The organism is Pseudoalteromonas sp. PAB 2.2, assembly GCF_001938575.1.
Taxonomy (GTDB): Bacteria; Pseudomonadota; Gammaproteobacteria; order Enterobacterales; family Alteromonadaceae; genus Pseudoalteromonas; species Pseudoalteromonas lipolytica.
Genome location: NZ_LYPI01000007.1, coordinates 306,467 through 322,286, shown reverse-complemented (window position 1 = coordinate 322,286; position 15,820 = coordinate 306,467). Strand labels below are relative to the sequence as shown.

The 15,820-nt window shown below is 42.5% G+C and carries 9 protein-coding genes; 1 reads left to right on the top strand and 8 read right to left on the bottom strand.

Features of this window, described 5'->3' with window-relative positions; translation table 11 throughout:
* Window positions 1–3: 3 nt before the first annotated feature.
* The 8 genes from BWD47_RS01820 to BWD47_RS01785 form a co-directional block, all read right to left on the bottom strand.
* Window positions 4–1,218 carry an EAL and HDOD domain-containing protein gene (locus tag BWD47_RS01820; RefSeq protein ID WP_036972050.1) on the bottom strand — a complete coding sequence of 405 codons (1,215 nt, stop codon included), beginning with the start codon at window positions 1,216–1,218 and terminating at the stop codon, window positions 4–6.
* 91 nt (window positions 1,219–1,309) lie between these two features.
* Window positions 1,310–2,848 carry a glycogen synthase gene (locus BWD47_RS01815; RefSeq protein WP_075593243.1) on the bottom strand — a complete coding sequence of 513 codons (1,539 nt, stop codon included), beginning with the start codon at window positions 2,846–2,848 and terminating at the stop codon, window positions 1,310–1,312.
* 74 nt (window positions 2,849–2,922) lie between these two features.
* A complete protein-coding gene (glgC, locus tag BWD47_RS01810) occupies window positions 2,923–4,224 on the bottom strand; it encodes a glucose-1-phosphate adenylyltransferase (protein WP_036972054.1) in 1,302 nt (433 codons plus the stop codon).
* 18 nt (window positions 4,225–4,242) lie between these two features.
* Window positions 4,243–6,765, bottom strand: a complete 2,523-nt coding sequence (locus BWD47_RS01805) for a glycogen/starch/alpha-glucan phosphorylase (RefSeq protein ID WP_075593242.1) — start codon at window positions 6,763–6,765, stop codon at window positions 4,243–4,245.
* Window positions 6,758–8,815, bottom strand: coding sequence for a glycogen debranching protein GlgX (glgX, locus tag BWD47_RS01800; RefSeq protein ID WP_075593241.1), 2,058 nt, complete (start codon window positions 8,813–8,815; stop codon window positions 6,758–6,760). The genes BWD47_RS01805 and glgX overlap by 8 nt, the downstream gene beginning before the upstream one ends.
* Window positions 8,805–11,042, bottom strand: a complete 2,238-nt coding sequence (gene glgB / locus BWD47_RS01795) for a 1,4-alpha-glucan branching protein GlgB (protein ID WP_075593240.1) — start codon at window positions 11,040–11,042, stop codon at window positions 8,805–8,807. Before glgB ends, glgX begins: the two co-directional genes overlap by 11 nt.
* Window positions 11,043–13,019, bottom strand: a complete 1,977-nt coding sequence (malQ, locus tag BWD47_RS01790) for a 4-alpha-glucanotransferase (RefSeq protein WP_075593239.1) — start codon at window positions 13,017–13,019, stop codon at window positions 11,043–11,045. It lies immediately after the preceding gene.
* Between the two features lie 8 nt (window positions 13,020–13,027).
* Complete coding sequence (locus tag BWD47_RS01785) at window positions 13,028–13,327, bottom strand: isoamylase early set domain-containing protein (protein ID WP_036972063.1); 300 nt, start codon at window positions 13,325–13,327, stop codon at window positions 13,028–13,030.
* Window positions 13,328–13,860: 533 nt separating this feature from the next.
* On the opposite strand from BWD47_RS01785, the gene BWD47_RS01780 reads away from it, so the two are divergent.
* Complete coding sequence (locus BWD47_RS01780) at window positions 13,861–15,774, top strand: bifunctional diguanylate cyclase/phosphodiesterase (RefSeq protein ID WP_065979024.1); 1,914 nt, start codon at window positions 13,861–13,863, stop codon at window positions 15,772–15,774.
* Window positions 15,775–15,820: the final 46 nt, after the last annotated feature.

Below are 15,820 nucleotides of genomic sequence, written 5' to 3'. Positions count from 1 at the left end.
CACTTATAAATTTTGTCTGCAGCTATCGCTCCAATTTACAGCATTTTCATATATTTTGGGAAGGTCTGCGCTTTCTATTGTTAAAAAAGCCACTGCTTGTTCTAATGCCCACCAGCTTCCAGTTTCGTAGGCTTTAACTGTTTCGAGAATATAATAAAGAATGTTCTTTTCTTGCATTAATGCACTGTGTATTTCATCTGGAAATGGTAAACGTTCAAGCAACTTTTCCATTGGTTGGTCAAGAATAGCATCGAGTAATGAAAACAACCCTGTTAAAAACGCTTCTCCGGTTTGCTGCTTAGCCACACGCTGTGCTATTAGCTCACAAAATCGAGCTCTTACAACACAAAGCCGCGTGAGCTCGGCAGGTTTAGTTTGTGCGCTATGTGCAGTAATAATTAAGCTAACAAACTTTTTCAGTCGTTCATGACCAAGATAAACAAGCGCTTGTTTTAACGAACCTATTTTACTTTTTATAGGAAATACACCACTGTTTATTAAGCGTAAAAGCTTATAAGCTAAAGCAGTGTCTAGCGAGAATAACCCCGCTATTTCGCTAATATCGGGGTCTGGACGCATGACTTCAGCATAAATTGATAAAACCAATGCGTAGTTATAATCAATATCACGCTGTTGGATCATGGTTGGTTTGGCAAAGAAATAGCCTTGAAAAAAGTCAAACCCCATTTCGTAGGCTTTTTCAAAATCATCTGCCGTTTCGAGCTTTTCTGCTAATAACTTTATTTTTTTGTGTTTTTTTAATTTTTTAACTACGGGTAGAATTTCTTCAAATGGGGTTTGTTTTACATCAAACTTGATAAGTCGAACAAGCTTTAAAAAGCGGTCCCACTCGGGCTGGTACACGAAGTCATCTAAGGCAAGTTTATAATTGTTATGAAATAACTCACGACAAAACGCATAGTTTTCATCGGTAGGCTCCATCGTTTCTAGCAGCTCGATAACGACATCTTTCGTTGGCAAAAAAGCACATAGATCCAGTTTTAAAGACTCTGGACCTATATTAATTAATGCTTTTTTGCCCGACGTGATATGGCGGGTACCTAAATTGAGCTGATTTTCCATAATGAGACGTGCCGTTGCGGTGCTTTCTGACACGTTTGGAAAACTGTTTTTTTCACTATCGCGAAATAGTAGCTCATAGGCGACAACTTGTTGACGACGATTAAAGACCGCTTGCCTAGCAACAAATACAGCCACTTTACCTACTTTTTATCATTTATATAACACTAAGTAATTAATAGCGGAAATTGACATAAAAGTCACTTAATTGCCATGAATCAGGGTGTTTTTATTGATATAAGTACGATAAATAACCATCTGCGACTGATTGCCACGAGAAACGCGCATTTTTAGCCTGTTCACAAATTCCTTGCCACTTTTTAGGATCTGCATTTTTTAGCGCAAGCGCTTCAGTAAAACCAGTAATAAGTTCGTAACTTTGAGCGGTTAAACTCTCACCTTTAAAACTAAATCCCGTTTCAAGGTGCTGCACAGTATCACGAAGTCCACCGACACCATGCACTAGACACGGTTGACCTGCGCGCATGGCGAGCATTTGACTAATACCACAGGGTTCAAATGAACTGGGCATTAAAAACAGATCGCCTAAATGATACAAGTACTCGCCAACAAAATGAGCATATCCTTTCAAAAATAATAAGTTATCTTGTCGGGCCATGACTGTGGTCATCACTTTTTCAAGTTCAGTATCACCTGAGCCAAGAATAATCATATACCCATCATGTTGCTTTAAACGCTGGCATAATTCATCTAGCACTAATGCTTTATCATACGGCTGACAAAGCAGGAGCACTTTTTGATCTGTTAATCGCCCAACACTCGTCACTAAAGGGCCAGAGAAAGGCTGTGTTTTAAACTTAAGCACACGCTGATGTGCAATATAATGCGCTGAGTCAAGCTCAGACGTTTTTGCCATCCACTGAAAAAGTGCCGACTCAGCGTGCTGATATAAATGAGCAAAACTGACATCGGATAGTTCATCACCTGGATACTCACACCCGTTTAGAATGCCTACTACACGGCCTTGCTGATATGCAGCTTGTAAATCAAGCTCGAGCCCTTCTCCGCCAAAAAAGCCATTAACAGGATCGCTTGGTTTTAGCACCTCTTGGCAATATGTGGGTGATACTAAATGTATTTTATCAACCAAGTTAATCGCGGTGCGCATTGGGTTGAAACAGTCAGGGTAACGTGGATCGCATAACTTTTGGCCGTCATAACCCAGGCTTGGAAACCACGCTTCTAAACTCGAAGTATCCCCTTTAAAAGGACGGATCCCTTGCAGAGCAAGGTTATGTACGGTGTAAGCTAAAAATAAGGTGGAGAAATCGTTATAGCGACTATCTGTTTTAAGTAACAACGCAACACACGCACTATGCCAATCATGTAAATGAATAACATCAGGCTTACAAATGAGTCCTTGTAATAAGGCTTCGCACACAGCGGCATTAAATAAGGCAAATTTACTGGCATCGGTTGCAAATGGGCGACCTGCCTCGTCATTACAATAAACAGCGCCATGGTGACGGCTAAATTCCCAATGAGAAATAACCAGCTGTCTAACCCCTTTCTGAGAGTGAGCAAGTTGCCACACTTCGAGTTGTTGCATGTGTCCGGCAAACGCCACATTGACCACACCTAGGCTATGACGGTCTAAATCGTGAAAACCATAATCGGGGATCACCACATCAACTGTCAGCCCCTTTTCAACAAGGGCTTTAGGACAATCTCTTACGACATCGGCAACACCACCTACTTTTGCATTCGGTAATGCATCATTCTCTGCAGCAACCATCAATACATGCATGCTTTGCCGTACTCCTTTTTACTTCTATTTTTTATGCTGGGGGGTGATATTAGTACTTTCCACCCCACCCATATTTAAGCAAGGCGTTTGTTATCTTGCTCTTGTTGTTTTAACTTTTTTGCCAGTTCATTCAACATATCACGCGTCACTAAGACAATCCCTTTTTTCGAGACTCTAAAACCATTTTCTTTATCAACTTTATGATCATAGCCTATTTCAAGGCCTGCGGGTATCTCGCAACTACGATCAATAATCGCGCGTTTTATGCGACAATTACGTTGAATTTTAGCCCCTGGTAATATAACTGACTCTTCTATTTGACAATAAGAATGGACATGTACATTAGAGAACAATAGCGATTTTCTCACCAAAGACCCCGAGATAATACACCCGCCAGACACTGTTGAATCGACCGCCATACCTCGTCTGTCATCATTATCAAAAATAAATTTAGCCGGTGGAAGTTGCTCTTGGTAAGTCCAAATAGGCCAGCTAGGGTCGTATAAATCTAGCTGCGGTTCTGGCATAACCAGCTCCATGTTCGCTTCCCAGAACGAATCAAGTGTTCCTACATCACGCCAATAAGGTTGTCCATCATAGCCTGGGTCTCTAAACGGATACGCAAAAACGTTATGCTCTTCAATAATGGCTGGAATGATATCATGACCAAAGTCACGGCCAGATCCCTCTGTTTCGGCGTCTTTTTTCAGTTGCTCAAATAAAAACTCAGTATTAAAAATATAGTTACCCATTGAAGCGAGGCATGTGCCAGGTTTGCCGGGGACTGAGGTTGGCGACGCAGGTTTTTCATCAAACCGGCGAACGCGCTTACTTTCATCCACAGTCATGACACCAAAGGTATTCGCGGCCTCCTCACACGGTACCTCGATACAACATACGGTCATGTCTGCACCATTTTCAACATGCTTTGCGAGTAAACCACCGTAATCCATCCGATATACATGGTCGCCCGATAATATCATGACGTATTTTGGCAGCTCATGACGAATAATATCCATATTTTGAAACACAGCATCAGCTGTACCACAATACCATTCATCACCATAACGCTGTGACGCTGGCAGGATTTCAACCGACTCACCCAGCTCTTTCTTAAAGTGACCCCATGCACGATTAACGTGGCGGATCAGTGAATGCGATTTATATTGTGTAGCAATGCCAACACGACGAATGCCCGAGTTAATGCAGTTCGACAGCGGAAAGTCGATGATCCGGTGTTTACCACCAAAATACACCGCCGGTTTAGCTCGCCAATCTGTTAATTCGTGTAAACGTGAACCTCGCCCCCCTGCTAAAATGAGGGCATACGTTTCTCTTGTTAAACTACTTATATATCGATTTGCATAACTTGGCATAACTCTCTCCGTCTTAAGTTAGCTGCTTTTTTTCTGTGTGTGTTGCTGTGCGCTGGTGTCTAAAAGTGGTTCCAAATGCCAAATATCATCGCTGTATTGACCAATGGTTCTGTCGCTTGAAAACATGCCACTGGCAGCAGTATTCAAGATACTCATTCTGGTCCAGTGTGCGCTGTCTAAATAGGCTTGTTCAACTTGCTCTTGCGCTTGAACAAAGCTGGCAAAATCATGGGCTACAAGCCATGGATCGTGCGGACTCTTTATCGCAGCAATAATGTCGTCGAATAAGTTTGGTTCAAATAAATTAAAATGACCGCTTTCTAAGAGTTGCATTACTTTGTATAAGCTTTCGGTCTGATAAATAACTTGCTCCGGATTATAGTGCGCTTTTATATCGTCAACTTGCTCTGCTCGTGCGCCAAACAAGAAGAAATTATCAGCACCTACAGCATCACGGATTTCAATATTTGCACCATCTAATGTCCCTATCGTCAACGCGCCATTCATCATAAACTTCATGTTACCAGTGCCCGATGCTTCTTTACCGGCTGTTGATATTTGCTCAGATAAATCGGTTGCAGGACAAATCGTTTCCATCGCGGTGACGTTGTAATTAGGTAAAAATGCAACCCGTAAATATGGCTTTGCAAGGGGGTCTTTATTAATGACTTCAGCCACATTATTAATTAACTTAATAATTTTCTTCGCCATGTAATAACCTGGCGCAGCTTTCCCCCCGAGGAGTACACAACGTGGCACACAGTTTTCTGTATCGCCCTGACGAATCCGGTCGTATAAATGAATAATATGCAAAACATTAAGTAATTGGCGCTTGTACTCATGAATGCGTTTAACTTGCACGTCGAACATCATCGTGGCGTCAAACTCAACACCACATCGGCTTTTTACAAGCTCAACAAGACGTTGTTTGTTGGCATATTTAACATCCTGCCACTGTGTATGAAATTCGGTATCGTCGTAATATCGGCGCAATTGGCCAATTTTGCTAAAGTCAGCTACCCATTCATCGCCAATTTTGCTGTTCAGTAACTTAGTCAGTTCTGGATTACAGTGGGCAAGCCACCGACGTGGCGTAACACCATTGGTTTTGTTGTTGAATTTTTCTGGCCATAATTGATAAAAGTCATTAAATAAACCGGCTTTTAATAGTTCAGTATGAAGCGCCGCAACACCATTGACAGAATAACTGCCGACAATCGCAAGGTACGCCATGCGAATTTGTGGCTCTGGGCCCTCTTCAATCAGAGAAAGGGCGCGCTGTTTAGCCACATCTCCCGGCCATGCTTGTGCGACGTCGGCGAGGAAACGGGCATTAATTTCGTAAATTATTTCTAAAATGCGCGGTAATAAGCGCGAAAATAATGACACAGACCATTTTTCTAAGGCTTCTGGTAACAAGGTATGGTTGGTATACGCCATGGTTTTTGTCGTAATGTGCCACGCTTTATCCCAATCAAGTTCATAGTCATCGATTAACACGCGCATTAACTCTGCAACCGCAATACTGGGGTGAGTGTCATTGAGCTGAAAAACATGGTAGTCAGCAAACTCATCAAAGTTTTCACCTGACTTGTTTACCCAAATATCAACCACATCTTGAATACTGGCAGACGATAAAAAATACTGCTGACGTAAACGCAACTCTTTGCCATTTTCGCTACTGTCGTTGGGGTAAAGCACCATGGTGATTTGTTCAGCGAGATTTTTACGCGCCACCGCTTCTGAGTAGCTGCCCGCATTAAACTCACTCAAGTCAAACTCATCGGTTGCCTCTGACTTCCATAACCGTAACGTGTTTACAATATCGTTTTTGTAGCCCGGGATCGGCACATCATATGGCACCGCCAAGACATCTTGGGTATCGAGCCATTGACGATGCACACGCCCTTGCTTGTCGGTGTAACTTTCTACATGACCAAAAAATTTGATTCGCTTAGACTGCTCTGGTGCGCTTAACTCCCATGGGTGGCCTTCGCGTAACCAATTATCGGGCTGTTCAATTTGGTGACCATTTTCTATCGCTTGATTAAACATGCCATATTCATAACGAATGCCATAACCAATAACAGGTAGCGCAAGGCTGGCACAACTATCTAAAAAACACGCAGCTAAGCGACCTAAACCACCATTCCCAAGCCCTGCATCATGTTCAGCTTCGGCAACACTTTCAAGCTCAGTACAATACTGTTGCAATGCCTTTGCTACCTGCTCATCAAGGTCAAGATTTAAAATCGCATTACCCAATGCACGCCCCATCAAAAACTCCAGCGATAAGTAAGCAGTTTTGCGGCGTTTTTGTTCATGTATTTGCTGTTTTGTGTCACGGCATCGCGCCACAAGCCTGTCGCGAATAGTTAACGCCAGTGCATGGTATAAATACAGTTGTGACTTACCCACTTTGTCACGCCCTAAGGTGTAATAAAAGTGGCGTGATAGGTCATCCTCTAAGGTGCTTTTATCAATAATAGGCGCATCTTGCCATCCTTTTACAACACATGCTTGTTCACCTTTTTTAGTCATGACTTAAGTCCTCTGAATCGGCGGTAAAAACCCAGCTGCTCATCGCAGCAATCTGTTGTTCGGTGTCAACATTCGCTGTCGAAACCGAATGAATACTGGTAAGTGCCAAAGACCATTGACCGCTTGATAAGCGCGGTAATTGGCAAGTGATAGGCAAGGAGCCAGCATTTAAAATAATCAGTAAAGCTTGTTTCGTGTGCTTATCAGTCAGGCTATACATTAAAAATTGACGGTCGCTCTGATGCCAGTCATCTTGTTGCATATCGGTGCCTGATTCTGTAAACCACGCAACGGCATAACGAGGGTCACCGTCATGCACAAAGAAGGGGTGCTGAAAAATGCTAAATTGCTTGCGTAATCTAAGCACATCATCAATAAATCGGGTCAGTGGATGGTTAAATTGCGATTCTTTCCATGCAAGCCAACTAGTACGATTATTCTGACAATAAGCGTTATTATTACCGCCTTGCGAGTGCGCCATTTCGCTTCCTAAAGAAAGCATAGGCACCCCTTTGGAAAGTAACAAAGTCAGCAGCATATTTTTTTGCTGTTGCAAGCGTAATTTGCTTATAGCTTGGTCGCTGGTATACCCCTCTACACCACAATTAAAGGAATGATTCGCACTGTGTCCATCGCGATTTTGCTCGCCATTCGCTTCATTGTGTTTTTGTTCATAACTCACTAAATCTGCCAAGGTAAATCCATCATGGCTGGTGATAAAGTTAATACTATTAAGGGGTCCACGCAGGTTATGTTCAAACAAATCAAACGAGCCATGTAAACGCTTAGCAAGTTCCCCTATTACACCTTGTTCTTGCTTCCAAAAACGTCTTACGGTGTCGCGGTATTTGTCGTTCCATTCGCGCCAAGGCGCTGGAAATGCCCCGAGCTGATAACCACCTGGGCCTATATCCCAAGGCTCTGCTATTAATTTAACTTTATTTAAAACAGGGTCTTGATTAACAGCTTGCATAAAAGCATGCGCATGATTAAAGCCATTTGGATTGCGCCCAAGTATGGTGGCCAGATCAAAACGAAAACCATCAACCCCCATTACTTCTACCCAATAACGCAGGCTATCAAGCACCAATTGCAAAGCACGTGGTGAATCGATATTAAGCGTATTTCCGCAGCCCGTATCATTTATATAATGCTGTGGCTTATCGGCAACCGTTCGGTAGTAACCCAGATTATCTAACCCACGTAGAGATAATAGCGGCCCATCAGTGCCAGCCTCTGCGGTGTGGTTATAGACGACATCTAGAATGACTTCGATATCAGCTTTGTGCAGCTCAGCGACCATCTCTTGAAACTCGCTAATATCATCGTCGACCAAGTAGTCTTTATGTGGGATAAAAAAATTAAGCGTGTTGTAGCCCCAATAATTTTGCAGCCCTTTAGCCGTTAAAAATTGCTCACTAATAAACGCATGAATAGGTAAAAGTTCTAAACACGTGATACCTAAAGTCCGCAAGTGTTCAATAAAACGAGGGTGGCTTAAGCCTAAAAATTTGCCTTGCAACGCTTTCGGTATATCAGGGTGGCGACAGGTCGCGCCTTTTACATGACACTCATAAATGACGGTTTTTCCCCAACTGTGCTGTGGCTTAGTGCCCTTGTAAAGCGCAAGCTCTCTAACGCGTGATTTAGGCATATCTATCGCGTTGTTCACAGTGCTTAATGTGCCAACCGGCATCTGCCCGTAGTGGCGCTCGCTCCACGTAAACTCGCCATAAATGTCGCGTGCATAAGGGTCGAGCAATAACTTATGAGGATTAAAAAATAACCCTTTTTGAGGTGAATAGTCACCATCAGCTCGAAAGCCATACAACGCACCGGCTTTTAAAGGACTAACACGTAATGTCCACACTCCCCCTTCATTCATTCGCATGGGCAGTGTGAGAATTTCTGAATGACCGCTGCTGTCAAATAAGCATAAAGATAGGCTGTGTGCCTGGGGTGCATAGACGGCAAAGTTAACCCCATCCCCCTGCACCGAGGCGCCTAACGGCATCGTTACCCCTGTTTCAAGTGCAACACTATGACTCATCGCTCACCTTCTTAAGGTACACAGTTGCAAGGCCTGGTAATGACACGACCACGCTCTGTGTAAACCCATGATTGAGCATATTTTGAGTTAAAATAATCTGTTCAGGATCGCTTGTTACCTCAACCCCTGAGCCAAAAAATTCGGGTATGTCTGTATTCAAGATCACTTGATAACGCCCTGCTTTTGGCACCCCGATAACGTAATCATGGTAAACCTGTGGGGTTAAGTTGCTCACAACCACAACAAAATCATCAGCTTGTTTTGCATAACGAATAAAGCTAAAAATGCTTTGTGCTGAGTTGTTGCTATCGAGCCACGCAAACCCCGCGGGGCTAGTATCTTGCTCGTAAAGTGCGGGTGTATTGCAATACACTTTATTGAGCGCTTTTATTGTTTCTTGAACACCACGATGACTCGTGTGCTCCAGTAAATGCCAGTCAAGAGATTGATCATGATTCCATTCTCGACGCTGGGCAAACTCAGCCCCCATGAATAACAACTTTTTACCTGGGTGAGCCCACATAAAGGCGTAGTAAGCGCGTAAATTTGCAAATTTCTGCCAGTCATCACCCGGCATTTTTTCAATTAAGGAACCTTTGCCGTGCACTACTTCATCATGGCTTAATGGCAAGACATAATTTTCGCTGTAGGCATACACCATCGAAAATGTCATTTCATGATGATGATGAGCACGATACAAAGGATCGCGTTGCATGTAGTGCAAACTGTCGTTCATCCACCCCATGTTCCACTTATAGCCAAATCCTAAACCATCATGCTCAACGTGTCTGGTTACGCCTGGCCATGCTGTCGATTCCTCAGCAACCATCATTATGCCGGGGTTATTAGCATAGCAGCGCAAATTAACTTGCTTTAGACATTCTATTGCTCCGAGGTTTTCGCGCCCACCATATTGGTTCGCAACCCACTGCCCTTCTTCACGGCTATAATCGAGGTAAAGCATGGATGCCACGGCATCAACCCGTAAGCCATCAATGCCAAACTCGTGTAACCAATACATGGCATTGGCTATTAAAAAGCTGCGCACTTCAGCACGGTCGTAGTTATAAATGTATGTATTCCAGTCTGGGTGGAATCCTTGCCGTATATCGGCGTGTTCATATAAGTGCGAGCCGTCAAAGCGATGTAAGCCATGGGGATCACTTGGAAAGTGCCCAGGGACCCAATCAAGAATAATCCCTAAGTTAGCCTCATGGCATTGTTGTACAAAGTAAACAAAGTCGTCAAAACTACCGTAACGACTTGTCACAGCAAATAAACCAACAGGCTGATAGCCCCACGAACCATCAAACGGGTATTCACTAATTGGCATTAACTGTAAGTGAGTAAACCCGAGTGCTTTGGTATAGGGAATCAAATTATCAGCTAATTCACGCCACGTTAGATACCGGCTACTATCATCTCTGCGCTGCCAAGAGCCCGCATGTACTTCGTAAATACTAATAGGCGATTCAATACTGTTACGCTTTGCACGATTTTTAAGGGCGTGCTCATCAAGTTTTACGGTTGCTTTGCTAGCGTGTAAAACCGATGCTGTACCCGGTGCTTGCTGCATTTTAAATGCAAACGGGTCGGCTTTATCGAGCACTTCACCCATTAGAGTAGTTATTGCAAATTTATAACACTGATCTTCTTTGAGCCCTGCAATAAATAACTCCCATACGCCACTTGCTGGGTGAAAACGCATAAAGTGACGCTGGCGTTGCCAAAAGTTAAATTCACCAATAACCGATACGCTGCTAGCATTTGGCGCCCATACGGTAAAGCGCACGCCCTCTACACCTTGCTGAGTAGTAAAATGCGCGCCCAAATGGCGATAAGCATGCTCTAAACTGCCCTCATTAAACAAATACATTGCTTGTTCATCGAGCGTGCTCGCAAAACTATATTCATCGTAGTGTCTGTGGCTCGCTTTGTCGGCGTAACTCACATCTAACTGGTACTCAGGGACTGATGTGCAATCAATCGTTGCTACAAATAAATCACTTTCCCCTTGCCTTTGAGCTGAAATCTGCTGCGACCCCATAACAACAGATACCATAGTGGCACCCGGTAAAAAACAGCGCACTTCATAACGGCTATCATTAATTTTATGCGGTCCTAAGAAACTAAAAGGATCTTTAAAACAACCTGCTGACAACGCCTCGATTTGCGACTGATAAATCAGTGGTTGTGCACTTTGCTCTTGACGAACACGACTTCGCATTTATTGATTCCTTATAGAAATTAAACTGGCTAAAAATGACTGCTGCGAATGCATAATTTGCTGCGTCGGGCGCGACAATAAGCGCCGCCAGTTGGGGTATTCTTTATCCGTTCCGGGAATGTTCACCGGTAAAATTTGCTGATCTAAATCATCTATCTGAATGGTAAACAATCGAGCGGGTGCTGCCGCAAGGCAACATGCTAATGCTTGGTATACTACAGAGGCCTCTGTATCTAAGGTCAGCTGCTGAGAAGTTTCGCGCATGATGAAATTAAGCATACGTTGCTTTTCAATCTCTCTGGCTTCGAGCAAGGCGTTGCTTTGCGCTTCATCAATTAAGCTATACTGTTGTTTAACAGTTATATCGTGCCCTGTCCACCAGCCATTAAAGGGGGGGACATCATGATTAGCAATCATCAGTAAGCTATGTGGAGCAAAATGTTCACTGGCTAAAAACTCACCATTGTGATCTTTTTCAAAGTAAAATAAGCCATTGGAATAAATAGCACTGCTTTTCAATGCATCACGCACTTCAGTGGGCACAACCCCTAAATCTTCGCCTATAACCACGCATTGGTTAAGGTGTGACTCTATTTTTAAAATAGCTAACAAATGCTCAAAAGGGTAATAAACATAGCAACCATCCTGTTGGCCTTGATTATCAAAACACCACCAGAGCCTGCGAATAGCCATAACATGGTCTATTCGCAACCCACCCACATCTTCCATATTGGCGCGAATAAGCGATCGATAAAACGCAAAATTATCTTTACTTAATTTTTGCGGGTTGAGTGCAGGTAAGCCCCAGTTTTGTCCTTGTTCAGCCCATGGGTCTGGCGGTGCGCCAACATTTGCACCATGAGAAAATAGCTCATCTTGGCTACGGTATTCACTGCCATCACCCGCACATCCCACCGCTAAATCGTTGATGAGACCAATATCCATACCACATTCATTCGCTATTTGCTGGCATAGGTTAAGCTGTAAATGCGCTTGCCATTGCAAGTAGCTTGCGTATTCATTATCACCCACCACCAGCGTTGCTAAACTGTGTTTGTGAGTTAGGCAAAATGCTTCGAATTGCGCTTTACGCTCAACCGATGCTGTCTCACGAAAGTGATGATACAAACAGCTAAATAATTGGTATTTAAAATCACTGACACTTGTGTAATCAATGTATGTATCGGTGCCTTGCGGTTTTTCATTAAGCAGCTTTTCGAGTGCCAAATTATCTTTAGCGTCTTCGCATAATGACAATGCAATATAAAGCGGATTTAATAACGCACGACTATTAGGGCTATATGGACTGGCACGCTCAGGACTGTGCTCAAACAATAAATGCAATGGATTTAATAAAATATAATCCATACCATTGGCCGCAGCTTCGCGCATTAGCGACGCTAAATCTGCAAAATCGCCGATACCTAAACCGTGCGCGTTAAATAGGCTATATAGCTGTATCGACACACCTAAGCGCTTTTTATCATCCACTGTAAAGCACTGTTTTGGCATGATCCACAGCTCAGAATGTGCTTCTTGATCAGCCACTGTAATCACAGCATCATGATAGCCTATGGGCATGTCGGGTAAGGGAAGCGCTACTTCAAGGTAACGAATATCATTAAAACGGTAATCACCTGTCACGCTCAATTCGTGCAAGTTCTCTCGACTAACAACAATATCGAGCGATGGCAGGCGTAACTCACAGCCGCGTGATAAAAGACGCTCATCAACTCGCACTCGTAAAAAGGGCTCATCTGACTCAATAAGGCTAACGTTAGGTAATAACGTTAACCACGTTCCTGCATCCAGGGCAAAGTTGAGCTGGTTAATGGTGTCTGTATCAGTGCAATCGATACCACAACAACTGAGTGCACTGCGGCGCGTACTTTCATCAAAAACGACGTGCTCGCCAGTGTACTTTGTATATTCGTAACCGATACCATGCAGATAAAATAACTGCGCAAGTGACTGCATTAATACACCTAAGCGCGTTGAGTGTTAACAATACTGTTTTCGGTACCAAAACCGTTTGGAATATACCCATCAGCTTGATGATCGTTATCCCAAACTTGGCCATTGATCAGATAGCGGAAATGAAATTCTTTATCCAATGGCAGACGTTGCTTACACTTGAATACTTGTTCTTTTTTACTGAACTTCATTGGCACAGGTTGCCAATCTGTAAATTCAGCAACTAATTGCACATCTTCAGCATCAGGGTGCTGAAATTCAAAGGTGACTTCTGTTTCGTCTTTAGTCTTAAAAAAACGTTTACTTAACATAGTGGGCTCCAATTCAACCAATCGGTAAATTAATCCTTGCCACAGTGCCGTGTTCAACTACTCAACAGACGGAGGCTGTGCGTTACATGATTTAAAACAACGTCCAATCTAAAGCATGCATTTTGCTTTAGTTAATCAAATCTATATTTACGCATTATGACAGTGCAATTTTTTATTTTTCGCACCATTTCAGTGCGCAAAATAAATAAAAGTACTCAAAATCATATTGCTTATTCAATAAGAGCAATAACCGAACCAAGTTGAAAATAAAATACACTTAATTTTCAGGCTCTTTTATTGTTTTGATCAGCGCATACTCATAAAAGTAGTTAACAAGTAGACAGGGGTAAAGTGAATAAAATTTAAGTCAAAAATAGAGTAAAAACACTAACGTAGATGCAAAATTTTTCATTTGCAAAACTATTAACAAATTAATTACATTAAAAAGACTTTGTCTATTTTAGTGACAAACAATATACTGGAAAAACTCAGAAGTGGGTTAAAAACTATTTTACCCGGGATGGTAGCGACTAATGACCAACGCGTTTCGTACATTATCTATTTGTATTATTACCTTAATTGCATTTGTGTATGGTTTAAATATTTTATTAACGAAACAAGTTAATGATTTAGCACATTTCAATAATAATACGCAGTTACAATCTCAGCCAAAAGTAAACACTCAGCTAGAATCTGCACCGTGGTATAATATGGTGTTTAGAGGTCAGCAACTCATTAACAAAGATGAGCTGCAGTATGTTGTAGTCAAATCAACACCCACTTCATTTATTACTATCAGTGCATCATCCCTGTTTTGGTCAACGCTCCTCTCGCCCATCAATATCAGTATATTTTTATTGCTCGGTTTAGCGATTAGTTGGCTTATCAATATAAAAAGACAAACAGAAAACGATACACACACCTTAACTGAGCTCAATAATCAACTATCAAACCTTCTCAAATCCTTACATTTAGCGCGTAATAACGATACAAGCCAACCAATTGTAAGCCAGCTAAAAACACACATTCATACATTAAGCTCACATATTACGACCTACACCCACGAATCGCAGGTCAGTATCTGCCAAGACAAATTAACGCTGTTAATTGACCGCCATGCCTATATTGAACATTTAACAAGGCAATTAAGTCTGGCTGAAATCGATAAGTTAAATTGCGCGTTATTATTCATCGATTTAGATGGGTTTAAACAAGTTAACGATTCATTCGGCCACAGCTTTGGTGACGAAGTGCTTATTCAAGTTGCAGCCCGTTTAACCAGTGTGGTACGCCACCATAAACTTAATAATGTGTCTGCTACAAATGGGCTTGAACAAAACTTAGCGCGTCTAGGCGGTGATGAGTTTTCAATCTTTATAAGTCAGCTCGACCACAAAGATAAAGCCCTAGAAATTGCGCAAAATGTATTGCAAGAAATCGAACGCGATTTTGTGCTCGGCAATAAACTGATTAAAATTAGTGCCAGTATTGGTATTGCCGTTTATCCCGATAGTGCAGCAACGCCCCATGCATTATTACAAATGGCCGATGTTGCAATGTATCGCGCTAAAACAGATGGTCGCGGTATCTTTAAGGTGTACTCCCCCGAAATGGGCAATAAAATGCGCCGTTATCACTATTTACTTGAAGAAATGCGTTTGGCGATTGCCTGCGAGAACTTTCATTTATCGTTCCAGCCAATTGTGCACGTAGAAAACTGCACTATCGATTACTTTGAAGCTCTCACCCGCTGGGATCATCCGGTAGAAGGCGCAATCGCACCTGCTGAGTTTATTCCTATTGCCGAAGAATCTAACCTGATCCTCGAACTAGGCGATTGGATTTTACTCGAATCATGCAGACAAATGTCAGCGTGGTATAACGCAGGGATGAAAAAAGTTAAAATATCGGTGAATATATCAGGCATTCAACTTAAACACCGCGCTGTGTATGATTGGGTAATGAACATATTGGCTAAAACAGGCTTGCCTGCAAGTGCCTTAATGTTAGAAATAACCGAATCAACACTTATTACAGCCAGTAAACACATTATTCAGCAACTTGAGAAATTACGAGCCAGTGGCGTCACTATTGCAATTGATGACTTTGGCACAGGTTTTAGCTCGTTAAGCACGCTGGCTGATTTACCAATCGACGTCATTAAACTCGATCGTCTGTTTATTGCCCAAGCGAATAGCAATCCTAAATACAATGAAATACTGCATTCAATCAGTGAGCTTGGCCATAAATTAGGACTAAAAATTGTGGCTGAGGGTGTCGAAGAATTTGCCCAGTTTGAACTCGTAAAATCAATGGGGATACGCAGTGTACAAGGTTATTTAGTCAGCCACCCAGAATCATCAGTGAATGTTGGACACAAAGTCTTGCAAGACAATATTAACTTTATGGCCGCGACAGGAACTGGGGTATGGAATATACAAAGATAAAGATTGTAGGGTATACTACTTTACATCTTCCAAAGCCATTTCCTTG